Below are 22,109 nucleotides of genomic sequence, written 5' to 3' on the forward strand. Positions count from 1 at the left end.
GTTTCGACGGTCGATTTAATGACTGGGGCGCTTGGGAGGAGGCTGCCCCATAACAGCAAGCAGGCGAAACCCGCTTCTCGCCGCCAGCACTTCACAGAGCCGGGACGACTCGCAACGGCAAAATCTGCCAACATTAGGAGGAGGATGTTATGAAGAAGATTGTTGCCGCTCTGGCGGCTCTCGCCATCTGCGCAGCGGCGCTGGTCACGCCCGCATTGGCGCAGGACAAAAAATACACCATTGCGCTCATTCCGGGTCTTACCACCGACGGCTTTTACATCACCATGCGCAAGGGAGCCCAGGCGGCAGCCGATGCCCTTGGTGTGACCCTGGTTTTCCAGGGCGCCCCGGATTTCAATCCGGTAACGCAAGTCCCCGTGCTTGACGCGGTCATCGCCAAGAAGCCGGATGCCATCCTGATCGCGCCGACCGACAAGGTTCAATTGGTCGAACCCCTGCGCAAGGCCCATGACGCCGGCATTCCGGTGATCACCGTCGACACCTTCATCGGCAGCGGCGTCTACCAGACCGGCGCCGGCGAGGCGGATTTCCCACTGTCCTATATTGCCTCCGACAACATTCTGGGCGGCGAGATCGCCGCGCGGGCATTGGCCAAGGCCATAGGCGACAAGGGCAAGGTCTATGTTTCGAACGTCAAGCCCGGCATTTCGACCACCGACCAGCGTGAAGAGGGCTTCAAGAAGGAGATGGCGGCCAACCATCCCGGCATCACCCTTCTCGAAACCCAGTTCAACGACAATGACGCCAACAAGGCGGCCTCGCAGCTGCAGGCTGTGTTCGCGCGCAATCCCGATCTCGTCGGGGTGTTCGGCGCAAACCTGTTCTCGGCGCTTGGCGCGGCGAATGGCGTCCAGCAGGCCGGGCAGACCGGCACCGTCAAGGTCGTGGCGTTCGACGCGCCGACCAGCATTGCCGACAACATCAACTCTGGCCTTGTCGACGTCGCGATTGCCCAGCATCCCGCGGAAATCGGCTATTTCGGCGTCGTGTCGGCCTATGCCCATCTGACCGGCCAGTCGATCCCGGTTGCGATCGGCACCGGCTTTACGATCATGGACAAGGCCAACATCGCCGACCCGAACATCTCGAAATACCTCTATTCCGAATAAGTCCAGCCAGTCTCCTTCCGGCCTGCCGGAAGGAGACCTGCGCCGGGTCGCTTTGACCCTGTTTGTCGGAGGCCGCTCTGCGGATCGGAACCATCCATGACTTCAACATCACCAACCGAAACGCATGTCGCTCCTCAGGCGGATCACGGTGATCCGGCCAGGAGCTGGCTCGCACGCATCGCCGAAGGGCGCGCCTGGCTGTTCCTTGCGGGCCTGATCATCTGTTTCGAGGTCTGGTCGAGGCTCTCCTTCGGCGCGACCTTCGTGCTCAACCCGTTCAACGTGCAGTCCATTGCGATATTCGCCGTGGCGCCGTTGCTGCTGGCGACCGGGCAGACCTTCGTCATCATTTCGGGAGGCATCGACCTCTCGCTGGGCTTCATCATGGGTCTCGCGGCCGTCGTCGCCGCCCACGCCACGAATATGGCTGGCGTCGCCATGCCGGTGCCTCTGGCCATGATGTTGGGCATTCTGGCGGCCGTGATCGTCGCCGGCGTGCCTGGCGTCATCAATGGCTTGCTGATCTCGCGCCTCAGAATTCCCCCTTTCATCGGCACGCTTGGCATGTTTGGCGTGGCGCGCGGCGCTGCGTTCCTGCTGGCCGGCGGCACGACGGTGCCGGTCCAGAATTCGTGGTTCGCGCTGCTTGGCAACGGCAGGTTCTACGGGGTGCCTTATCTCGTCATCATTGCCGCCGTCTTTGTCGTGGTGATGCACTACATCCTGAGCCAGACCCGGTTCGGCCAGCATAACTACGCCATCGGCGCCAATGTGCAGGCGGCGCGCCGCGCCGGCATCGACATCAGGGGCCACATCCTGCGCCTCTACGTGCTTTCGGCGATGTGCGCCGGCCTCGGGGGCGCGCTCTATGCAGCGCGCTTCACCGCGGGCGCCGCCCAGGCCGGCGAGCCCTTGCTGCTGGACAGCGTGGCAGCCGTGGTAATCGGCGGCGCCAGCCTGTTCGGTGGCTCAGGCACCATCTTCGGGACGGTCGCCGGCGCCTTGGTCATAGCGGTCATTCAATACGGGCTGGTTTTCGTCAATGTCGAGCCGTTCTGGCAGTTCATCGCCGTCGGCCTGGTCATCATTATCTCCGTCCTTATCGACCAGGCGCAGCGCCGGTTCAGTGGAGCTCGCCAGGATGAATAGTTCCGAACCAACCACCCCCCTCCTCGAAGTCCGGCACCTTTCCAAGCATTTCGGCGCGGTGCAGGCGCTGAACGATTTCTCCATGGCCGTGCGGCCGGGCGAAGTGGTGGCGCTGGCCGGCGACAACGGCGCCGGCAAGACGACGCTGATCAAGGCGATATCGGGCGTCTTTCAGCCGACCGGCGGTGAAATTCTGCTGAGGGGGCAGCCGGTCACCTTCGCGACGCCGCAGGAGGCGCGCGAAAAAGGCATCGAGACCATTTACCAGGATCTCGCTCTCGCCGACAATTTGTCCATCGGCGCCAATATCTTCCTCGGCCGTGAACCCATGCGCAAGGCTTTCGGTTTCTTGCCGGTGCTCGACCGCAAGGCGATGGCCGTCGCCGCCAAGCAAACGATGGGACGGCTGGACTTCCATGTCAGCCGGCTCGACGCCCCGGTCAGCAATTTCTCCGGCGGTCAACGGCAGGCCGTTGCCATCGGCCGGGCCGTCTACTGGGACGCGCAGATCCTGATCATGGACGAACCGACCGCAGCCCTCGGCGTGCCGGAGCAGCGCAAGGTCATCTCGCTCATCCACCAGCTCAAGGCGCAAGGCCGGGGGGTGATCTTCATCTCGCACAATCTGCAGGACATTTTCGCCGTTTCCGACCGTATCGTCGTGCTGCGCCGCGGCATCCAGGCCGGCGAGCGCAAGATTTCGGAGACTAATCATGACGAAGTCGTCAAGCTCATGGTTGGCGGATAGGCCGAGCGCCCGCCCGATTTCCGGCGAAACATACTCGCCCCGACGGTGACAAAATGCCATCCAGATACGCTCGGCGCGGCGGAAGGAAGCAGGACGGCGAGCAGAGTCGACATTGCCTGAGGATGTCACTATATAGCGGCGGCTTTGGCCGCGTACCCTAGGGTTGCGCAGCGAATGGCGCCGCAAACGTGCCGCGTAATGTGATACCTATTGTCATACAAATTGACTGGATTGCCGGAAAATAACAAGTAGAAACAATGGCGCGATCCGGGACCTGATCCCAGTCAACGGTGCCAGTCTGCTCAGGAAAATAGAATCTCCTTCAGAATTAGAATGTGCTCCTTGAACCTTCGATTTCCGTCAGCCCTGTGGAGCTTGGGCAAGATCGGCTTGCCGGGTGACGGCGACTCGGTTGGAATAGGACCGTGCATCTTTTCGGGGATGCCGGCGTTTATGATTACCAACCGGCGCAGCCGCCAGGGAACAGCAGCATGAGCGAACACGCGATCGAGTTCTTGCAGGAGTGGATCGGCGAAAAGGTCCACTGCCAGTCCCCGCTGGACAGGATCGAGGAGCAGGCCGAGACCCTCGCCAAGGAATGCGCGGCGAAGGCTGCTGAGGCCGGCATACCGCTGGAGGATATCCAGGAAGAGGTCGGCGACATTCAGGAACTTATCGCGTCGAGGCTGGAAGAGGCGGCTGAGGCCGACCAGGACGAAAAGAATTCGGACTAATGCATGTCGCCCAAAAGTGCGCAGCGGTTTTGGGATAACGACATGCATAAAACAAAGAACTAAAGGGCGTCGCATGAATCCCTTCAAACGCGACGCGCTTTAGCGAGTGACATGCCGACCCGGCGAAAAGCATCTATTCACCTGTGCGACGCGTGACACGCCACACAGTTCTACTTTCCCTGCCTAGCCCCGAATTTGCTCTTGAGCCATGCCGTTGGCAGCGCCGGCACGAAATTGCCGTCGCGCCCGGTCATGTCGTCATTGGCGACCAGCGCATTGAGGATCGCTTCCTCCACACTCCCGATCACGGCGTCGAAGAACGGGTCGATGTCGGTATCCGGGATAAAATCGGCGCTGGCGATGCGGCCTGGCGGCGCCAGCGCCGCCTCGCGGTTGGCGGTCGAAAAGGCCAGGAAAATATCGCCCGAGCTGTGATAGCCGAAGCCGCCGGTCATGGCGACGCCGAGCGGCACCCGGCGAGCCAGCCGCTTCATCTGATGCGGCAGCAACGGCGCGTTGGTGGCGATGATCCCGATGATCGAGCCCTTTTCGGCGCGCGGCGTGCTTTCGCGGATCGCCGGTTCGATGAGATCGGGCCCGGCGCGCAGGCCGCGAATGGTAAAATTGCTCCGCGTGCCGAAATTCGCCTGCACGAACGCGCCGACCGTGTAGCGCCGGCCGTGCCATTCGACGAGGCGCGATGCCGTGCCGGAGCCTGCCTTGAAACCGAAGGCGATCATGCCGGTGCCGCCGCCGACGCTGCCTTCCTCGATCGATCCGCTGGTCGCGCCATCGAGGGCCGCGGCGACATGCTCAAACCCGAGATGGTGGCCATTGATGTCGTTCAGGAAGCCGTCATAGGTCTCCGCCGCCACCGGCAGGCCCCAGCCGCTGTCGAGCGCGGCCGGCAGCACGCGCTGCATCCAGCGAGTTCCGTCGCGCGAAACGCCGCAGGAATGCGTGTTGGTGATGGTGATCGGAAAATTGAAGGCACCGGTTTCCTCGATGATGTGCGAGCCGGTCAATTCGCCATTGCCGTTCTGGCCGAAAATGCCGGCAAACACCGGCGTGGCCAGTTCGGCGCGCGATCTGGGCAGGATGGCGGTCACGCCGGTGCGCACCGGCCCTCGCCGACCACCAGCGCACCTTCGCCCGAAATCAGCGTCGAATAACCGATCGCAACGCCAGCCACATCGGTGATGGCGTTGAACGGTCCGGGCGTGCCGTCAAAACGAATGCCGAAGGCTCGCGCGCGCTGCTTGCCGGAAGGCGTCGTCTGGTGATGTGGATTGCCGGAAATCATCGGCGCTCAAAACAGCGAGCCTTGGCTGCCAGGCTCCTTGGCTTTGGCGGCCGGCTTTGCAACAGTTTTCGGCCGTGCCGCGCCGCTGGTCGCAACCGCATCGGCGGTTCCGTCGGCGAACTCCAGCGAAAGTGCCATCCCCGGCGCCACTTCCGCCGCTTGATTGATCACTGCGCCGTCGGCATCTTTCACCAGGGCGAAGCCGCGCGCCAGCACCGCCTTGTGCGACAGCGTCGCCAGCAGCCGGTCGGCCTGGGTCAGTTTCCCGCGCAAACGCTCGAGCCGCACCGAAATCACCCGGTCCTGCCGCCGCGACAGCGCCGTCAGGGCATCTGCCTGCAATTTCTGCCGCCTTGCGAGCGGCGCCGGCGACAGCCGCGCCGCGGTGCGCGAAAACCGCGTTCGCCGCTCGCGCACGATGGCGAAGAACGCCGCTTGCGCGCGGCCAAGGTCGCGGCCGGCCAGTGTGCGGGCCTCCTTCATGCGTCGCGACAGGGTGGCCGGCGTCAGCCGCTGCGCCTGAAGCCTGGCTCGCTTGCGCTGGACGCTGACGGACAGCGCTCGGCCAAGCCGGCTCGTCGCCTCGTCGAAACGCCGGCGCGGCAATGCCAGCAACTGGTCGGGCGAGGGCAGCGCCCGGGTGGCGGCACGCACCGCCTGGCGCTTGCGCTCGAAATTGCGCGACACCGCGGCCTTGAGCCGCGCACCAAGGCCGGCAAGCGTCACTTCGAGGTCGGCGCGTACGGGCACGGCGATTTCGGCGGCACCCGTCGGTGTCGGCGCCCGCACATCCGCCGCCAAGTCGATCAGCGTCCAGTCCGTTTCATGGCCGACGGCCGAAATCACCGGAATGCGCGAGGCGGCGACGGCGCGGGCCAGCGCCTCGTCATTGAACCCCCAAAGATCCTCGAGGCTGCCGCCGCCGCGCGCCACGATCAGCAGGTCGGGCTGCGGGATGACGCCATCCTGCGCCAGTCCGTTGAAGCCGTTGACGGCGGCGGTCACTTCCGCGCCGGCCGTTTCGCCCTGCACTCGCACCGGCCAGACCAGCACATGCAGCGGAAACCGGTCCTTGATCCGGTGGATGATGTCGCGGATGACAGAGCCTGTCGGCGAGGTGACGACGCCGATGACGCACGGCATGAACGGCAGCAAGCGCTTGCGGCCGGCATCGAACAGGCCTTCGGACTGCAGCCGGCGCTTGCGCTCTTCCAGCAGAGCCATCAGCGCCCCGGCGCCGGCGGGCTCCAGATTGTCGATGACGATCTGGTAGGTGGACTTTCCGGGATAGGTGGTGAGCCGGCCGGTGGCGATCACCTCCATGCCTTCTTCAGGGCGGAATTTCAGCCGGCCCATTGTGGTCTTCCAGACCACGGCGTCGAGCCGTGCGCGGTCGTCCTTGAGGCAGAAATAGGCATGGCCGGAGGAGTGCGGCCCGCGATAGCCTGATATTTCGCCGCGCACCCGCACATTGCCGAAGACGTCCTCGACCGTGCGCTTCAGCGCGCCGGAAATCTCGCTGACCGTGTATTCGGTGGCGTTGGTACGTGATTCGGATGCAGCGTCGCTCATTAGCCGATTGGGGGGCGGTTGTTGGCCGGCGTCAAGGCCGTCGCTCATAGCGATGTCATAACTCGATCTTAACCCGATCTGATGACTGTGCGGAAAAGAGAGTGGCCAGGACGCATGAGCCGTCGTCTTCAACGCAGCCCATTAACGTTCCAGGTCACGCTGACGGTAATGGCGCTTGCCATTTTCGCGCTTGCCATGGTCGTCGGCTTTGGCTTTTACGCCACTGTGCAGGCGGATAGCGTCTCCCTCGAGCGGCAGAAAATCCTTTTCGCCAACGGCATGCGGGACCGGATGGCGGCGGTGGATCGCGAGCAGGAAAGCATCGCAGTCTGGGACGATTCCGTCATCAATGCCAAGGCCGGCAACGTGGACTGGATGATCGATAACATCAGCGTCTGGATGTATTCCTACTATGGGCATGATCGGGTCTATGTACTGGATGCCGTCGATCGTCCGGTCCATGCGATGCGTGAAGGAAACGTACTGGCGCCGGCGCGTTACAGCGAGGATGAGCCGGTTCTGTTGCCCACGGTCGAAAGGGTGCGCCGGTTGATCCGCGAGCCGGCGAAAGAAGACCTGGCCGGCGGTCCGGTCAAATTGGCCGCAGGGGATCTGGTGGAGCTTGACGGAAAACCTGCCATCCTCAGCATCATGCCGCTGGTGCCGAGTTCCGACCGCGTCATCCAGACGCCTGGCAGCGAATACCTTCATATCTCGGTGGACTTCATCACCGACGCGCTGCTGGCCAAGATCGCCGGGCAATATCTGTTGGGGGGCGCCCGCCTGCTGCCGTTGTCGCAGCCGGTCGGCGGGGCTGCCATTCCGCTGGTCGACTCACACGGCGTCATCCTGGCTTATGCCGGCTGGGATCAGGAGCGGCCCGGCAGCGCGCTTGTGCGCGAGGCAGGGCCGGCCCTGATCGGTGGCGCGCTGCTCGCGGCAGGTGTCCTGGCATTCCTGCTGCGCCGCCTCCGCCGTGCATCGTCGGCGCTGCAGACCAGTCAGGCCGAGGCGCAGTATCTCGCCTTCCACGACACGCTCACCGGCCTTCCCAACCGGGCGCTGTTCGAGGACCGGCTCCGGCGCGCTTTGCTCACGGCCAGTCACGAAACAGCCAAAGTGGCGCTTCTTTATCTCGACCTCGACCGTTTCAAGCATGTCAACGACACGCTTGGCCATCCTGCCGGCGACGAGCTTGTCCGCCAGACCGCCGCGAGGCTCCAGCAGGCAATCCGGGAGGTCGACACGGTGGCACGGCTCGGCGGTGATGAGTTCGCCATGATCCTGATTGATGTTGACGACATCCGAGGCGCCGAGGATGTTTCGGAGGGTCTGCTTCAAAAGCTGCAGGAGCCGTTCAAGCTGGCCGACGACCAGGTTTTTGTCAGCGCCAGCATCGGCATAGCATTGTCGACCGGTCCGGATGCCGATGCGGACGACTTGCTGCGCAAGGCCGATATCGCGCTTTATGAAGCCAAGAAGAACGGCCGCGGCCGCTACCAGGTCTTTGCCGGCGACATGGACGACCTGCTGTTGCGCAAGCGCCAGGTTGAGAGCGAGCTTCGCCATGCCCTGAATGGCGGAACCGGGATCAAGCTGGCGTATCAGCCGATCTTTGCGGCGGACGGCAGCACGATCCTCGGTGCCGAGGCGCTGATCCGCTGGGGACATGAGGTCCACGGTGGCTTGCCGCCGGCACAATTCATCGCCATCGCCGAAGAACGTGGCATGATCGGCCAGCTTGGCAAATGGGTGCTGCAAGAGGCTTGCCGCTTCGCTGTCGGCACCGAATTGCCTTGGGTGGCCGTCAACGTGTCGCCGCTGCAACTGCGCGACGCCGGTTTCGCCGAGCAGCTTGCGGCGGTTCTCGCCGAGACCGGATTGGCGCCAGGGCGCCTGCAGCTCGAGATCACCGAGGGCGTGCTGTTGGACAACAACGATACGACCAGGACGGCTCTGGCTGCCTTGCGCCGGTCGGGGATCGCCATAGTGCTCGACGATTTCGGCACCGGCTATTCGTCGCTGAACTATCTGCGCCGCCACGCTATCGACAAGCTCAAGATCGACCGCTCCTTCGTGAACCTCCTCGGCCGCGACGAGAGTTCAGCGGCGATCGTCACGGCGCTTGTCGATCTTGCCGACGCTCTTAACGTCGGCGTCACCGCGGAAGGCGTGGAGACCGAGGAGCAAAAGGCGCTGCTCGTCGCCATGGGCTGCCGAGAGTTTCAGGGCCATCTGCTGTCGCTGCCGCTGGAGCCGGCGCAATTGCTGCGGCTGGCCGGCCTTTTGCCTGGCAAGGACAGCACGCCGGCAGCAGTTTCCGCCTGATCCTTACCAGCCCGGCACGATCTGGTTCGGCTTGCCCCGCTTCATCTTCGAAAAGGCTGCGAAGTCGAAGCTTCCCGTCTCTTCGCCGAGCGGCACGGAAATATTGTCGAGGCTTTCCGAAATGTGACGGGCAAGCGCGTCGACGATCTCCGGCCGCGACGTCTGGCCGCGCATGATGCCGATGCGGCAATCGGGCAGGGCGCCGAATCCGTCGGCGTCGCCCAGCACCCGCATGCCGGGGCGCAGCGCGCATTCCGGCAGCACCGAGATCGCCAGGCCGGAAAGCACCGCGGCGGTGATGACGGTCGCCGAGAAGCTGGTGAACAGGATGCGGTAGTCGCGGTTCTGCCGGTCGAGCACGTCGACCGCGGCCCGCCGCCAGATGCAGTTCGGCCGGCCGAAGGCCATCGGCAGAACGTCCTGTTCATGCGTCGCATGGTTGGCCGAAGTCACCCACAGCAGCGGTTCGCGCCGCACCACTTCCGACTGGCCGTGCGCGTCACTATGCGTCACCAGTGCCAGATCGAGATTGCCACGCTTGATATGCTCGACCAGCCCCGGCGTCGGCTCGCAGATCACGGTCAGTTCGACACGTGGGTTGGAACGGGCGAAGCGGGCCATGATCTCGGGCAGGAAGCGATCGGCATAGTCGTCCGGCGTGCCGATTCGGATCGTGCCTTCGAGCCGCCGGTCGTCGAAGGCGGCCAGCGTTTCCCGATTGAGGAACAGCAACCGTCTTGCGTAGGAGAGCAGCCTGTCGCCTTCCTCGGTCAGCCTGTTGGTGCGCCCGTCCTTTTCGAACAGCGGCTTGCCGATCCGCTCCTCCAGCCGGCGCATCTGCATGGACACCGCCGACTGGGTCCGATGCACCGCTTCCGCCGCGCGGGTGAAGCTGCCGGTGTCGACGATCGAGACGAAGGTCTGCAATTGATCGAGATCGAGTGGCGCTTTCATCGGTCCAATCCATCACTAGTGTTGATGTTAAAGATTAGAAACATTCGTTGGATTAATCAATCGAACGATGGCAAATTTACGACTGTCCACATGACAGCATGTGAATCGGGACCGGAACGGCCGCTGTTGCCAGCGCCGATCGCGCGTCTTCGTCCGTTCGAATGAAGGAGACTGACATGGCTACGTTTGATTTCGCCACCGAGACTTCGCGCATCACGTCGCGTCCGGCTATTGCGACGCGCGTGGTCAACACCATCTCCAGCGTCTATCGCGCCTGGAAAAACCGCCGCGCCTTCTATCGCCTTGGCGAGATGTCGGACGCCGAACTTGCCGACATCGGCTTGACGCGAGCCGATCTCCACGTCGCCATCGACGTGCCGTTTGGCCGCGATCCAACCGAGAGGCTTCGCATTATCGCAGCCGATCGCACAGACACGATCGAGGATATTGCCCGCAAAGTGACCTGATCGATGGTTGCGTGCCCTTAGGGCGCGCGGTGCTTGGATTTCGCAGGCTCCCACTCCCTGCCGGTTTCCCCGCCGGCCCGCCTGCGCACTGCCCGGTCCTCCCAAGGATCGGGCATTTTTCTTTTTGAAATCAGCCGAAGGCCAGCTTCACGCTACCGCCGGTCCATGCCTCGCTTGAACTGATCGAAGATCGACTCCATGCCCTTCTGGTAGTCGTCACGCTGCTGCGCACCTGCCTCGAACATCTTGCCGAACAAATCGTCGAACGGATTGCGTGGCCTGCCGCTCGGATTGGTCTGCGGCTGCGGCGTTTCGCGCTGCTGCGGCGCCTGACGCGGCTGCGGCTGCTGCGCGCCGCCGCCGAACATGTCCTGCAGCACCTTGCCGAGCGGATTGTCGCCGTAGGGATTGGGCGCCTGCCGCGGCTGACCCTGCGGCTGCTGCGCACCACCGAACATGTCCTGCAGCACTTTGCCGAACGGATTGTCCATCGGGCCGGGCTGCGGCGCCTGGCGCTGTTGCGGTGCCGGTGCGCCGCCACCGGCCTGCCGCATCATCTGCTCGATGATCTCGCCGAGCGGATTGCTGCCGCCGCCGAATCCGCCTGCTGCCTGCATCTGATTTGTGGTCTGCTTGAACAGGCCACCCATCATCATCGAAGCCACGACCGGCAACATCTGCTGCAAGATCTGCTGGCTGACGCCGCTCGCCTGCGCTGCCTGGCTGGCAACGGCGCGGGACAGGTCTTTCGAGCCGAACAGATGGCCAAGAATGCCGTTGCCTTCATCGACGCCCTGCGGCGAGAAGGCCCGGCCTGCGTCCTCGAAATATTTGGCGTGCTGGCCGCTGGCCATTGCCGTCATGAACGCGCCGAGCCCGTACGGGTCGGAGGTGCTGCGCTTCAGCCCCTGTGAAAAGGCCGGCAGCAGCGCCTCGACCGCCGATTGCGCTTGCTGCTGCGAAAGGCCGAACTGTTGGGCCAGGGCCTGCATGCCGTTACCGTTCTGCGCCTGCGCCAGAATGTCGAACAAGGAAGCCATTGGTTTTCTCCTCGGGAAAATCCTCGTAGAAGAGCCTACCGCATCGGCCCGAAAATCGGAATCGATTTCGGAAAGCGCGTTTCCCGAACTGTCAGCCAAGCCGATAGCAAACGGCTAATACGCATACTCCATGAACACCGGCTCGATCGAGCCGCCCCAGCGCGTATGATAGGCGGAGAGCAGTTCCTCGGCGCTGGTGGTGCCGCGCGCGATGACTTCGTCCAGGGTGCTGAGGAACGACGTTTCGTCGTAGCCGTCGCGGTTCTTGCGGCCGCGGTTCTTCAGCCCCATGCGCGAGATGACGAGCACGTCGCGGGCGATCTCGCGCAGTGTCGTATTGCGGAACGGCGCCGAAATGCCCTGTTCCGGCACGGCGTTGCGCATCGCCAGCACCTCTTCATAGCTCCAGCTTGAGGTCAGCGCCTCGGCGGCGTCGAGCGCCGCCGCGTCGTAGAGCAGCCCGACCCAAAAAGCCGGCAGCGCGCAGATGCGCCGCCATGGTCCGCCATCAGCGCCGCGCATTTCAAGGAAACGCTTCAGTCGCACGTCGGGGAACAGCGTCGACAAATGGTTCGCCCAATCGCCCATCGTCGGCAGCCCGTCAGAAATCTCGTTGCGGGCCGCACCTGCCATGAACTGGCGGAAGGAGACGTGCGTCATGTCGTGGTAGTGGCCGTCGCGGATGACGAAGTACATCGGCACGTCGAGCGCCCATTCGACATAGTCGGCGAAGCCGAAATCGGGCGAGAAGCAGAAGTCGAGCAGTCCCGAGCGCTGATTGTCGGTGTCGCGCCAGATGTCGCCGCGCCAGCTCTGAAATCCGTTGGGCCGGCCCTCAGTGAACGGCGAGTTGGCGAACAGCGCCGTCGACAGCGGCTGCAGCTTCAGCGACACCTGCATCTTGCGGCGCATGTCGGCCTCGCTCTCGAAGTCGAGATTCACCTGGATGGTGCAGGTGCGGTACATCATGTCGAGGCCCTTGGTGCCGACCTTGGGCATGTAGCGGGTCATGATCTCGTAGCGCGACTTTGGCATTTTTGGCGTCTCGGCCAGCGACCATTTCGGGCTGCCGCCGAGCCCGAGGAAGCGGATGCCCATCGGCTCGGCGATCTCGCGCACCTGCGCCAGATGCGCATTGCCCTCGCGGCAGGTCTGGTGGATCGTTTCCAGCGGCGCGCCGGACAGTTCGAATTGGCCGCCGGGCTCCAGCGAAATCGCGCCCCGGCCGGTCGGCTCGACCAGGCCGATGATGCGGCCGGCATCCATGATCGGATCCCAGCCGAGTTTTTCCTGCATGCCCTCAAGAATGGCGCGGATGCCGTGCTCGCCGCCATAGGGCACCGGCGCATTGCCGTCGACATAGAATGGAAATTTCTCGTGTTCGGTGCCGATGCGCCATTTGTCGCGCGGCTTGTTGCCTTCAGCCAGGTGCTCGACAAGCTCGTCGACGCCTTCGATCGGCCGGAAATCGGTTGTGTCGCGCGCCATTACAAGTCCTCTAGCACATGATTCCGAAAATCGGCTTCGATTTTCGGAAAGGATCATGTGCCCAATCAAGTGCTACAGCGTCCTTTGCGCGTCCGAAAGGACGCGCGGCGCTGTAGGTGGTCGGACGACCGCCGGCGCTAGATGGACGAAATGTCAGTAGGCGATCAAGCGAAAAATCCTGAGCCACAGGGTAACTGGAATTGATTGGCTGCTTCTTCCTTCTCCCACAAGGCCCACAAGGGGAGAAGGGAAGTGCCTCACCAGTCTCCGATTGTCGCCTGTATCACCGCCAGCGCCGCCACAGCAGCCGTATCGGCGCGCAGGATGCGCGGACCGAGAGGAATCGCGGTTACGAAAGGCAGCTCCCGCAGCATCCTTCGTTCCTCGTCGGAAAATCCGCCCTCGGGGCCGACCAGCAGCCCGAGCTTCTTCTCCCGCACCGCCTGCAGCGCCGGCAGCGGATTGTTGGTGGAAGCATCCTCGTCGCAGAAGATCAACCGCCGCTCCTTGTCCCAGCCGGCCAGCAGGCGCTCGATTTTTTCCGCTTCGCGCACTTCCGGCACCGCAAGGATGCCGCATTGTTCGGCGGCCTCGACGACATTGGCGCGCAGCCGTTCGATGCCGGGCTTTGCCACCTGCGTGTGCTGGGTAATGACCGGCTGCAGGACGCCGGCGCCCATCTCGACCGCCTTCTGCACCAGATAGTCGAGCCGACCCTGCTTAAGCGGCGCAAAGCAGTAGACGAGATCGGGCAGCGGCGGCTGCGGCCGCTGCAATGCCAGCAGCTTCAGCCGCACCGTCTTTTTGGACCTGGCGGCGATAGAAGCCGACCATTCGCCGTCGCGGCCATTGAACAACAGGATTTCGGCGCCCTCGCCGAGCCGCAGCACATGCATCAGGTAATGGCCCTGCTGCGGGCTCGCCTCGAACTCGATATCCGGTCCGAGGTCGTCCGGCACGAACAGCCGCTGCATCTTGTAATTGGCGCGCATCGCCGAGGAATGGGCGAGCCGGCTCTTGGCGTCAAGTCTCGGCCGACGGATGCCACACTGGCAAATAGCCTTGCCTCAGCACGGCAACGGTGGTCGCCGGCGTGAGCAGGCGGATTGGACGGTCGGCAAAACCGCCGAACCCCACGGGATCGCCGTCCACCGGATCGCCCCCCACACGATCACCATAGCCTGCGAACGACCAGCGCAGCGCCTTGCCGCCGCGCATCGCATAGGCATTGCCGCCGTCCGCAACCATGGCGCCGTCCGGCAACCCGGCAAGCTCTTCTACGGATACGACCGGTGCCTGCCCACCCGACGCCGGCCGCTCCCTATGCAGCCGCTTGTCGACCTGCGGTGCGCGCGGCGCGGCAATGCCGAAGCGCCGGACGAAGTCCCTGGCCCGCTCGCGCCGGCAGAAGAAGCAGGGCCGATGCCCGGCCGAGAGTGCGGTCACCTCGTCCAGGAAAAACAATTCGGTCCAGCCGGCCTTGCCCACCGATTGGTCGTCACTTTGCCTGTTGCGGCCCATCGGCTCGCGCCGCACATCGCGGAATCCGCATACGCAGATGATCCAGGCCTGCAGCGCCCAGCGCTTTTTCAGCAGCGTCTTCGTTTCGGGGTCATGGATGATGCCGCGATTGCCCATGAACAGGCCGCGCTCCGGCACGGCGTGGATGACGCCGAACGGGTCGACCCGATTCTGCAGTGGCATAGCTTTCTCCCCGAATACGTATCTTGGCCGGAATGACGGCGGCATGATATCGCTCGTCGCATCGTTTTCATGTCAGCAGGTTTTTCGATGCGGGTGCTGGTGGTCCAGAATTTCGACAGCGAGGGCCTTGGCCAGATCGGCGCAGCGCTTGTCGAGGCAGGCGCCGATATCGATCTGCGCCGGCCCTATGGTGGCGAGATGCTGCCGCAGGACAGCGCTGCGCACGACGCCATGGTCGTGCTCGGCGGCGCCCAGAATGCGCTGGACGACGAGATCTGCCCGTATTTTCCTGAATTGCTCGACCTGACGCGCGATTTCGCCGGCAAGGATCGCGCCGTGCTCGGTATCTGCCTTGGCAGCCAACTGGTGGCGCGCGCCTTCGGCGGCGAGAACCGGATCGGCGGCGCCTCGGAATTCGGCTGGCACAAGGTCTCGCTCACGCCGGCGGCGACTGCCGATCCGGTGCTCGCAGCGCTGCCCGAAAATTTCCCGATCTTCGAATGGCACGACGACACCTTTGTCTTGCCCGAAAATGCCGTGCGGCTCGCCGGCAACGAAGTCGCCGAGAACCAGGCGTTTCGCATCGGCCGTGCCGTCTACGGGTTTCAGTTCCATTTCGAGGCGGACCGGCCGATGGTCCGCGACTGGAGCGCATCCTTCGCATCGCTCATTGCCGAGCGGCACCCGGACTGGAGCGATCGGCTCGATGACGAAATGGCCCGCCACGGAGCGGCTGCCGACGCCGCCGGGCTGGCCATCGCCCGCGCCTGGGTGGCGACGATCTGATCAGTCAGTACCGACGTTGCATATTGGCACGCCGGCAAAAATCCGCTGTGGACAGCATGTTTCGTGCTTGGCTTGTGGCCGCCCGCCACCCTAGAAGGCACCCGCTCTGCATCTTCCGTGCAACGCGATGAACCTTTTGGGTCACTCGCGCGACACATCGCCGATACAGAACATGCCTAAAAGCGCGAAATCGTCGAAACTTTAAGACGCATTTTCCGTTTCAACCCATTCGTAACCCGCCCTGTGCACAGATGCAGGAAGCTCAACAAGAGATGACGTCCGTGAAAGCAGCGCTTCTGTCCTTTGTCATGTTGTCGGCCATAGTGTTGTGCGGCTTCGGCACCTACGCCGGCGACGCAGCCAACAACCACAACGCCGTCGACGGCTACGGCGTCACCGCCGCGCTTCGCTAAGCGCTTTAACCCCTCTCGCCTGACACCACCAGGATACGCTTGTCGGCACCGTCGACGACGAGCGCGCTGAGGTTTCCCGTCTGGTAGGCGAGCGTGTCGATATTGACGCGGTTGACCATCACCTCGGCCTCCGGCACCGGCGTGTGGCCATGCACCACGATCTTTGGATGCAGGCCGGAATGATTGTGGAAGACATCGCGGATCCAGATCAGGTCCTGCGCGCTCTGACTTTCCAGCGCAATGCCCGGCCGGATGCCGGCATGGCAGAAGAAGAAGTCGCCGAAGGTCAGTGAAAACGGCAGCGACTGCAGGAACTCGACATGGCTTTTCGGCACGGCCTCGACAAGTGCTGCATGGCCTTGCCGCAATGCCGCCTCGGACCTGCCGAACCACGCGCCGCCACCTTCATTGAGCGCTACGCCATAGGATTGCGCGGTCTGGATGCCGCCATAGCGCATGAAAAGCCCGTCCGCATCGGGAGTGTCGAGGAAGTCTAGGAAGCCGATGTCGTGGTTGCCGGCGAGCATCAGGTGGCGCGGGTCGCGTTGTCGCACTTCGATCAGGAAATCGATGACGCCCTTGGAGTCCGGGCCGCGGTCGACATAGTCGCCGAGATGGACGACACGCCAGTCGACCGGCCGCGCCTGGCTGATCTCGGCCGCAATCCGGCGGTACATGGCGGCGAGCAGGTCGAGCCGGCCATGCACGTCGCCGACCGCATAGATGCGCATGCCTTCCGGTCCGCGCGCGTCGAGAAAGTGGATGCCGGGGGCAGTCAATGCTTCCATCTCCGTGATCATGCCGCCACGGGAGTCTAACGCCGAAGCTGATCCTTGCCCATGTCGGTCACCAGACGCTTTCCGCACAGTGCCAGCGTTATGTCCATCTCCTTGCGGATGATTTCCAAGGCTTTGGTGACTCCATCCTTGCCGAGCGCGCCGAGGCCGTAGAGGAAAGGCCGGCCGATATAGGTGCCCTTGGCGCCGAGACACAGCGCCTTCAGCACGTCCTGGCCAGAGCGGATGCCGCCATCCATATGCACTTCGATCGTGTCGCCGACCGCGTCGGCGATTTCTTCCAGCACCGAGATCGACGACGGCGCGCCGTCGAGCTGGCGTCCGCCATGATTGGAGACGATGATCGCGTCGGCGCCGGTCTTGGCCGCCATCAGCGCGTCCTCCTTGTCGAGGATGCCCTTCAGGATCAGCTTGCCGCCCCAGCGCTCCTTGATCCAGGCGACGTCCTTCCACGACAGGTGCGGATCGAATTGCTCCGTCGTCCACGACGACAGCGAGTTGAGGTCGCCGACGCCCTTGGCGTGGCCGACGATGTTGCGGAAGGTCCGGCGCTTGGTGCCGGCCATGCCAAGGCACCAGCCCGGCCTGGTCGCCACCTGCCAGACATGCTTCGGCGTGAAGCGCGGCGGCGCCGACAGTCCGTTGCGGATGTCCTTGTGGCGCTGGCCGAGGATCTGCAGGTCGAGCGTCAGCACCAGGGCCGAGCACTTCGCCGCCTTCGCCCTGTCGATGAGACTGAGGACGAAATCCTTGTCGCGCAGCACATAGAGCTGGAACCAGAACGGCTTCCTGGTCACCGATGCGACATCCTCGATCGAGCAGATGCTCATCGTCGACAGCGTGAACGGCACGCCGAATTCCTCCGCCGCCTGCGCCGCCAGCATCTCGCCGTCGGGGTGCTGCATGCCGGTCATGCCGGTCGGCGCCAGCGCCACCGGCATCGCCACCTTCTCGCCGATCATGGTCGATTCCAGCGAGCGGTTGCTCATGTCGACCAGCACGCGCTGGCGGAACTTGATCTTTTGGAAATCCTCCTCATTGGCCCGGTAGGTGCTTTCGGTCCATCCACCGGAATCGGCATAGTCGAAGAACATCTTCGGCACGCGGCGGCGCGCCAGGTCCTTGAGATCGGCGATGGTGAGGATCATGCTCATGGGCTTCCCGCTGATGGTTCGCTAATTCGTCGCAATTCTTGCCGGCGCTCACGAGCGTTTCCGTGCCGGCTCGCTGTCGCCGGCTTCGGAGCGCTGCATCAGCCTCAGCCGCGACACGCGTTGCCAGTCGCCGCTGCGCTCGGCCTCGGCCATGGTGCGTTCGACATGGCTGATGTGGTCCATCGCCGCCTGCCGTGCGGCCGCCGGATCGCCGGCCTTGACCGCCGCGTAGATCGCCCGGTGCTGCGAAAGCAGCGCTTCGCGCGCGCCCGGCACGTTGAACACCAGGAGCCGGTTCTGGAACACGCCCTCCGACAGCAGCCGGTAGCACGAGCGCAGCGTGTGCAACAGGATGATGTTGTGCGCGCATTCGCAGATCGCGTGGTGGAACTCGACGTCGATTTCCGCCTCGTCGTCGAAATTGCCGGTCCGGTGCGCCTCGTCCATGCGCGCCATGATGCGGTCGAGCAGCGCCAGGTCGTCTGACGTGGCGCGCCGCGCCGCGTACTCGGCCGCCACCGCCTCGATCTCGCGGCGGTATTCCAGATAGTCGGTCGCCGCCTTGCGATGCATGGAGATCAGGTCCGTCACCGGCTTGGTGAACAGCTGGCCGATGACATCGGCGACATGGGTGCCGCCGCCGGGCCGGGTCGTCAAAAGCCCGCGCCCCTCCAGCGCCTTCAGCGCATCGCGCAGGATCGGCCGCGACACCTCGAACCGGCGCGCCAGCTCGCGCTCGCCCGGCAGCCTGTCGCCGGTGCGCAGAACACCTTCGAGTATCAGACTCTCGATCTGCTGCACCACCTCGTCGGCGGTGCGGGAATGCTCGATCCTGGAGAAAATGTCGCTCAACGGGGATGGCCTGGGGGATTGTACCGGTGTCGCGCAGGATAAAGCCTGTGTCGGCAACTGGTCAAATTATTTATCCAGTTCGCCCACTTGGCCGGGTCCGACGTCGTCCCGGCCTATCGCTTTCGGCTAATTTGTCGTTTGCGTGCCCCGGCAATTGGCTCTAGAGGGACGCGAGTGCACCAGGCCCGGGGGACCAGCCGTGGCAGATGACCCGTCCAATCTCGAATTCCAGCCGCGCGTCGAAGGCAGCGTCATGGGCTTTCCCGCGCATGAGGGACGGCCTGGCGCGCTCCGCGAGGTTCACGCTCGTCCGCATCCGCTGGTCGAGAAACCGCGCGTGCTGGTGCAGCTTTCGTTCATGACCGAAGCCGGCTCCGGCGTCGACCAGGCGGTGCTTTCCGAACTGTCGCGGCGCCTCGGCATCGCTGCGCCTGACCCTCATGCCCGCCACCACGCGATGAAGTGGGGCAAGGGCTCGCTGCGCTGGGAGCGGCATACGGAATTCTCCACCTATCTGTGGGAAGGACCGCTCTCCGAGAGCGGCCAGCGCCAGGAAGGTTCGCCTTTCGGCAACGGCTTTTCGCCGCCGGGAACGGTGATTTCCGGCATCAGGCTCGAAATCCGCAAATGGACGCAGGCGAGCGAAAGGCTGATCGCCGGCTTCGACCCGACCAGCCTGTGCTATTCGCTGGTCGAGCGCGGCAACGCCGCCATTGTCACCGATTTCCGCCAGGACGGTGACGGCATGACCCGCATGCTGGTGCTCGACCGCGGCCTGACGCCGGCACGGACCGGCGCGCTGGCGCAGCGGCTGATCGATATCGAAACCTACCGCACGCTGGCCATGCTTGGCCTGCCGCTGGCGCTGATGCTGTCCGGTCGCGCCCGCCGCATCGAAGACAGGCTGGCGCAGACCACACTGGAAATGAAGGTCGCCGAAACCCGCGACAACCAGACGCTGCTTGCCGATCTGACCGAGCTTGCCGCCGAACTGGAGGCCGATGCAGCCTCAAGCCTCTATCGCTTCGGCGCCAGCCGCGCCTATGACGGCATCGTCCGCGAACGGCTGGAGGCGCTGGAGGAAGAGGCGGTGCCCGGCTACGACACCTGGGGCGGCTTCCTGCAGCGCCGCGTCGCCCCAGCCATGCGCACCTGCCGTTCGGTCGAAGAGCGTCAGGCCAATCTGTCGACCAAGCTCACCCGCGCCACCACGCTGCTGCGCACCTGGGTCGACGTCGAGGTCGAGAAGCAGAACCGCGATTTGCTGGCGTCGATGAACAACCGCGCCCGCCTGCAGTTGCGGCTGCAGCAGACGGTGGAGGGTCTCTCGGTCGCCGCCGTCTCCTACTACGTCGTCGGGCTCATCGGTTACCTCGCCAAGGGCGCCTCGATCTTCGGCCATGCCGTCGCGCCCGAGGTCGTCACCGCCGCCTCGGTGCCGCTCGCCATCCTGCTGGTCTGGTGGGGCGTGCGCCGAGTGCGCCGCCTGCACTCCGAACCCGCCAAGCCGGCAGGCGAGCAGGCAGGCAATCTCCCACCTTGAGGGGGAGATGTCGCCGAAGGCGACAGAGGGGGTCGTCTCGCATGGGCGCCAACCTCGTTTCGCGGCCGGACACGACGTCGGCGATTTACGTGAGACGACCCCCTCTGGCCGCTTCGCGGCCATCTCCCCCTCGAGGGCCCTCGAGGGGGGAGAAAGTCAGCGCTTCCCTCTCGCCGACCCGCGCAAGATCGTCCCGGTATCGGCTTCCGATTTCAGCCAAAGCAGGATTTGCAACGAGCGCCTGCCGCTGGTAAAAGATTTTTACCAGTCGATCGAAGGAACTGTCGATGTCCGGCCTGCTGATGCCGAAATCAGACGACGCCACGATGCGCCGGCGCGACGAGATCGTCGCCGATATGCGCATCATCGTGCCGGGCGAGGGCGTCGTCGACGCTGCCAATTCGATGCGCGCCTTCGAGAGCGACGGCCTCACCGCCTATCGGCAGTTGCCACTGGTGGTGGTGCTGCCCGAAACGGTGGCGCAGGTCTCGCGCGTGCTGAAATATTGCAACGACCGCAACATCCGCGTCGTGCCGCGCGGTTCCGGCACCTCGCTGTCCGGCGGGGCGCTGCCGCTCGAAGATGCCGTGCTGTTGGTGATGAGCAGGTTCAACCGCATTCTCGAGATCGATTTTCCCAACCGCATCGTCGTCGCCCAGCCGGGCGTCACCAATCTCGGCATCACCACCGCCGTCGAGCAGGAGGGCTTTTATTACGCCCCCGATCCATCCTCCCAGATCGCCTGCTCGATTGGCGGCAATGTCGCGGAGAATTCCGGCGGCGTACATTGCCTCAAATACGGCCTCACCGCCAACAATGTGCTCGGGATCGAGATGGTGCTGATGAACGGCGAGGTGGTGCGGCTCGGTGGCAAGCATCTCGACGCGGAAGGCTACGACCTGCTCGGGGTGATGACCGGTTCCGAAGGGCTGCTCGGCGTCGTCACCGAGGTCACCGTGCGCATCCTGAAGAAACCGGAGACGGCGCGCGCGCTGCTGATCGGCTTCCCGACCAGCGAGCAGGGCGGCCAATGCGTCGCCGACATCATCGGCGCCGGCATCATCCCGGGCGGCATGGAGATGATGGATCGCCCGGCGATCCATGCTGCCGAGGATTTCGTCCATGCCGGCTATCCCCTGGATGTCGAGGCGCTGCTGATCGTCGAACTCGACGGGCCGGGCGTCGAGGTCGATCATCTGATCGGCCTGGTTGAGGCAATCGCCTATAGGAACGGCTCGACCACATGCCGCATCTCGCAATCGGAGCAGGAGCGGCTGAGTTTCTGGGCCGGCCGCAAGGCGGCCTTTCCGGCGGTCGGCCGCATCTCGCCGGACTATTACTGCATGGACGGCACCATCCCGCGCAAGGAACTGCCGCGCGTCCTGCACGGCATGCGGGAACTCTCCGAAAAATACGGGCTCGGCGTCGCCAATGTATTCCATGCCGGCGACGGCAATCTGCATCCGCTGATCCTCTATGACGCCAACGTGCCGGGCGAGCTCGACAAGGCGGAAAGTTTCGGCGCCGACATCCTGCGGCTTTGCGTCAAGGTCGGCGGCGTGCTGACCGGCGAGCACGGCGTCGGCGTCGAGAAGCGCGACCTGATGCCGGAAATGTTCAACCAGATCGACCTCGACCAGCAGATGCGGGTCAAATGCGCATTCGACCCCAACCATCTGCTCAACCCGGGCAAGGTGTTTCCGCAGCTTCGCCGCTGCGCCGAGCTCGGACGCATGCACGTGCATCGCGGCCAGACGGCGTTTCCGGATATTCCGAGGTTTTGATGGTAGCGTCGCGGAATGGCGGTTCCTCGCCCCCGCAAAGCGGGGCAGAGGCGGGGGGGGGGGGGGGGGGGGCGGGGGGGGGGGGGGGGGGCGGGGGGGGGGGGGGGGGCGCCCGGGGGCCCCCCGGCCCCCCCCCCCCCCCCCCCCCACCCCCCCCCCCCCC

General features: G+C 64.3%; 19 protein-coding genes and 1 pseudogene. 10 read left to right on the forward strand and 10 right to left on the reverse strand.

Annotated features, from left to right (window positions below; all coding sequences use genetic code 11):
* The first annotated feature begins 149 nt into the window (after positions 1 to 149).
* The 4 genes from AC0L3O_RS00910 to AC0L3O_RS00925 all read left to right on the forward strand — a co-directional run bounded on the left by AC0L3O_RS00910 (position 150) and on the right by AC0L3O_RS00925 (position 3,761).
* Positions 150 to 1,130 (forward strand): ABC transporter substrate-binding protein, encoded by a 981-nt coding sequence (locus AC0L3O_RS00910; protein WP_473534346.1) that lies wholly within the window; start codon positions 150 to 152, stop codon positions 1,128 to 1,130.
* Between the two features lie 96 nt (positions 1,131 to 1,226).
* Complete coding sequence (locus tag AC0L3O_RS00915) at positions 1,227 to 2,279, forward strand: ABC transporter permease subunit (RefSeq protein WP_027156329.1); 1,053 nt, start codon at positions 1,227 to 1,229, stop codon at positions 2,277 to 2,279.
* Entirely contained in the window at positions 2,272 to 3,027 is a 756-nt protein-coding gene (locus AC0L3O_RS00920; RefSeq protein WP_023800331.1) for an ATP-binding cassette domain-containing protein, read from the forward strand. The genes AC0L3O_RS00915 and AC0L3O_RS00920 overlap by 8 nt, the downstream gene beginning before the upstream one ends.
* A 491-nt stretch (positions 3,028 to 3,518) precedes the next feature.
* The gene (locus AC0L3O_RS00925) at positions 3,519 to 3,761 is read left to right on the forward strand and encodes a hypothetical protein (protein WP_287065469.1); all 243 of its coding nucleotides are present in this window, start codon (positions 3,519 to 3,521) and stop codon (positions 3,759 to 3,761) included.
* A 170-nt stretch (positions 3,762 to 3,931) separates the two neighbouring features.
* Here the strand turns inward: AC0L3O_RS00925 and AC0L3O_RS00930 are convergent.
* Positions 3,932 to 5,061: pseudogene (locus tag AC0L3O_RS00930) on the reverse strand (DmpA family aminopeptidase).
* Between the two features lie 9 nt (positions 5,062 to 5,070).
* Positions 5,071 to 6,636, reverse strand: coding sequence for an exodeoxyribonuclease VII large subunit (gene xseA / locus AC0L3O_RS00935; protein WP_473534489.1), 1,566 nt, complete (start codon positions 6,634 to 6,636; stop codon positions 5,071 to 5,073).
* A 114-nt stretch (positions 6,637 to 6,750) separates the two neighbouring features.
* On the opposite strand from xseA, the gene AC0L3O_RS00940 reads away from it, so the two are divergent.
* Positions 6,751 to 8,964: a putative bifunctional diguanylate cyclase/phosphodiesterase gene (locus AC0L3O_RS00940; protein ID WP_473614493.1), complete on the forward strand. Its 2,214-nt coding sequence runs from the start codon at positions 6,751 to 6,753 to the stop codon at positions 8,962 to 8,964.
* Positions 8,965 to 8,967: 3 nt separating this feature from the next.
* Here the strand turns inward: AC0L3O_RS00940 and AC0L3O_RS00945 are convergent, their stop codons facing one another.
* The gene (locus tag AC0L3O_RS00945; RefSeq protein WP_023800337.1) at positions 8,968 to 9,918 is read right to left on the reverse strand and encodes a LysR substrate-binding domain-containing protein; all 951 of its coding nucleotides are present in this window, start codon (positions 9,916 to 9,918) and stop codon (positions 8,968 to 8,970) included.
* Positions 9,919 to 10,094: 176 nt separating this feature from the next.
* On the opposite strand from AC0L3O_RS00945, the gene AC0L3O_RS00950 reads away from it, so the two are divergent.
* A complete protein-coding gene (locus tag AC0L3O_RS00950; RefSeq protein WP_023800338.1) occupies positions 10,095 to 10,385 on the forward strand; it encodes a DUF1127 domain-containing protein in 291 nt (96 codons plus the stop codon).
* 152 nt (positions 10,386 to 10,537) lie between these two features.
* On the opposite strand, the gene AC0L3O_RS00955 is transcribed toward AC0L3O_RS00950, so the two are convergent.
* The 4 genes from AC0L3O_RS00955 to AC0L3O_RS00970 form a co-directional block, all read right to left on the reverse strand.
* Entirely contained in the window at positions 10,538 to 11,425 is an 888-nt protein-coding gene (locus AC0L3O_RS00955; protein ID WP_023800339.1) for a DUF937 domain-containing protein, read from the reverse strand.
* A gap of 114 nt (positions 11,426 to 11,539) precedes the next feature.
* Positions 11,540 to 12,913, reverse strand: coding sequence for a glutamate--cysteine ligase (locus AC0L3O_RS00960; protein WP_023800340.1), 1,374 nt, complete (start codon positions 12,911 to 12,913; stop codon positions 11,540 to 11,542).
* A gap of 257 nt (positions 12,914 to 13,170) precedes the next feature.
* A complete protein-coding gene (locus AC0L3O_RS00965) occupies positions 13,171 to 13,905 on the reverse strand; it encodes a 16S rRNA (uracil(1498)-N(3))-methyltransferase (protein WP_473534349.1) in 735 nt (244 codons plus the stop codon).
* A gap of 31 nt (positions 13,906 to 13,936) precedes the next feature.
* Positions 13,937 to 14,617: a hypothetical protein gene (locus tag AC0L3O_RS00970; protein WP_473614494.1), complete on the reverse strand. Its 681-nt coding sequence runs from the start codon at positions 14,615 to 14,617 to the stop codon at positions 13,937 to 13,939.
* Positions 14,618 to 14,704: 87 nt separating this feature from the next.
* On the opposite strand from AC0L3O_RS00970, the gene AC0L3O_RS00975 reads away from it, so the two are divergent.
* Both AC0L3O_RS00975 and AC0L3O_RS00980 read left to right on the forward strand, forming a co-directional pair.
* On the forward strand, positions 14,705 to 15,403 hold the full coding sequence (locus tag AC0L3O_RS00975) for a type 1 glutamine amidotransferase (protein WP_473534490.1): 699 nt from the start codon (positions 14,705 to 14,707) through the stop codon (positions 15,401 to 15,403).
* Positions 15,404 to 15,675: 272 nt separating this feature from the next.
* Positions 15,676 to 15,816: a hypothetical protein gene (locus tag AC0L3O_RS00980; RefSeq protein ID WP_091595274.1), complete on the forward strand. Its 141-nt coding sequence runs from the start codon at positions 15,676 to 15,678 to the stop codon at positions 15,814 to 15,816.
* Between the two features lie 5 nt (positions 15,817 to 15,821).
* Here AC0L3O_RS00980 and AC0L3O_RS00985 read toward each other — a convergent pair whose 3' ends face one another.
* Genes AC0L3O_RS00985 through AC0L3O_RS00995 form a run of 3 tightly spaced genes read right to left on the reverse strand, consistent with a single transcriptional unit; the run spans position 15,822 to position 18,619 of the window.
* Positions 15,822 to 16,595, reverse strand: coding sequence for a metallophosphoesterase (locus AC0L3O_RS00985; RefSeq protein WP_473614724.1), 774 nt, complete (start codon positions 16,593 to 16,595; stop codon positions 15,822 to 15,824).
* 35 nt (positions 16,596 to 16,630) lie between these two features.
* Positions 16,631 to 17,767: an alpha-hydroxy acid oxidase gene (locus AC0L3O_RS00990; RefSeq protein WP_027156341.1), complete on the reverse strand. Its 1,137-nt coding sequence runs from the start codon at positions 17,765 to 17,767 to the stop codon at positions 16,631 to 16,633.
* 48 nt (positions 17,768 to 17,815) lie between these two features.
* Entirely contained in the window at positions 17,816 to 18,619 is an 804-nt protein-coding gene (locus tag AC0L3O_RS00995) for a FadR/GntR family transcriptional regulator (RefSeq protein ID WP_023800347.1), read from the reverse strand.
* Positions 18,620 to 18,818: 199 nt separating this feature from the next.
* On the opposite strand from AC0L3O_RS00995, the gene AC0L3O_RS01000 reads away from it, so the two are divergent.
* The gene (locus AC0L3O_RS01000) at positions 18,819 to 20,162 is read left to right on the forward strand and encodes a DUF3422 family protein (protein ID WP_473614495.1); all 1,344 of its coding nucleotides are present in this window, start codon (positions 18,819 to 18,821) and stop codon (positions 20,160 to 20,162) included.
* 287 nt (positions 20,163 to 20,449) lie between these two features.
* A complete protein-coding gene (locus AC0L3O_RS01005; RefSeq protein ID WP_128175221.1) occupies positions 20,450 to 21,946 on the forward strand; it encodes an FAD-linked oxidase C-terminal domain-containing protein in 1,497 nt (498 codons plus the stop codon).
* Positions 21,947 to 22,109: the final 163 nt, after the last annotated feature.

This window comes from Mesorhizobium sp. WSM4810, assembly GCF_055811235.1.

Bases quoted from the DNA above. Each gene is read 5' to 3' on its own strand.
- AC0L3O_RS00950 (WP_023800338.1), top strand. From the start codon at position 10,095: ATGGCTACGTTTGATTTCGCCACCGAGACTTCGCGCATCACGTCGCGT.
- AC0L3O_RS01005 (WP_128175221.1), top strand. From the start codon at position 20,450: ATGTCCGGCCTGCTGATGCCGAAATCAGACGACGCCACGATGCGCCGG.
- AC0L3O_RS00920 (WP_023800331.1), top strand. From the start codon at position 2,272: ATGAATAGTTCCGAACCAACCACCCCCCTCCTCGAAGTCCGGCACCTT.
- AC0L3O_RS00955 (WP_023800339.1), bottom strand. From the start codon at position 11,425: ATGGCTTCCTTGTTCGACATTCTGGCGCAGGCGCAGAACGGTAACGGC.
- AC0L3O_RS00915 (WP_027156329.1), top strand. From the start codon at position 1,227: ATGACTTCAACATCACCAACCGAAACGCATGTCGCTCCTCAGGCGGAT.
- AC0L3O_RS00965 (WP_473534349.1), bottom strand. From the start codon at position 13,905: ATGCGCGCCAATTACAAGATGCAGCGGCTGTTCGTGCCGGACGACCTC.
- AC0L3O_RS00945 (WP_023800337.1), bottom strand. From the start codon at position 9,918: ATGAAAGCGCCACTCGATCTCGATCAATTGCAGACCTTCGTCTCGATC.
- AC0L3O_RS00980 (WP_091595274.1), top strand. From the start codon at position 15,676: ATGACGTCCGTGAAAGCAGCGCTTCTGTCCTTTGTCATGTTGTCGGCC.
- AC0L3O_RS00990 (WP_027156341.1), bottom strand. From the start codon at position 17,767: ATGAGCATGATCCTCACCATCGCCGATCTCAAGGACCTGGCGCGCCGC.
- AC0L3O_RS00960 (WP_023800340.1), bottom strand. From the start codon at position 12,913: ATGGCGCGCGACACAACCGATTTCCGGCCGATCGAAGGCGTCGACGAG.
- AC0L3O_RS00970 (WP_473614494.1), bottom strand. From the start codon at position 14,617: ATGCCACTGCAGAATCGGGTCGACCCGTTCGGCGTCATCCACGCCGTG.
- AC0L3O_RS00975 (WP_473534490.1), top strand. From the start codon at position 14,705: ATGCGGGTGCTGGTGGTCCAGAATTTCGACAGCGAGGGCCTTGGCCAG.
- AC0L3O_RS00940 (WP_473614493.1), top strand. From the start codon at position 6,751: ATGAGCCGTCGTCTTCAACGCAGCCCATTAACGTTCCAGGTCACGCTG.
- AC0L3O_RS00925 (WP_287065469.1), top strand. From the start codon at position 3,519: ATGAGCGAACACGCGATCGAGTTCTTGCAGGAGTGGATCGGCGAAAAG.
- xseA (WP_473534489.1), bottom strand. From the start codon at position 6,636: ATGAGCGACGCTGCATCCGAATCACGTACCAACGCCACCGAATACACG.
- AC0L3O_RS00910 (WP_473534346.1), top strand. From the start codon at position 150: ATGAAGAAGATTGTTGCCGCTCTGGCGGCTCTCGCCATCTGCGCAGCG.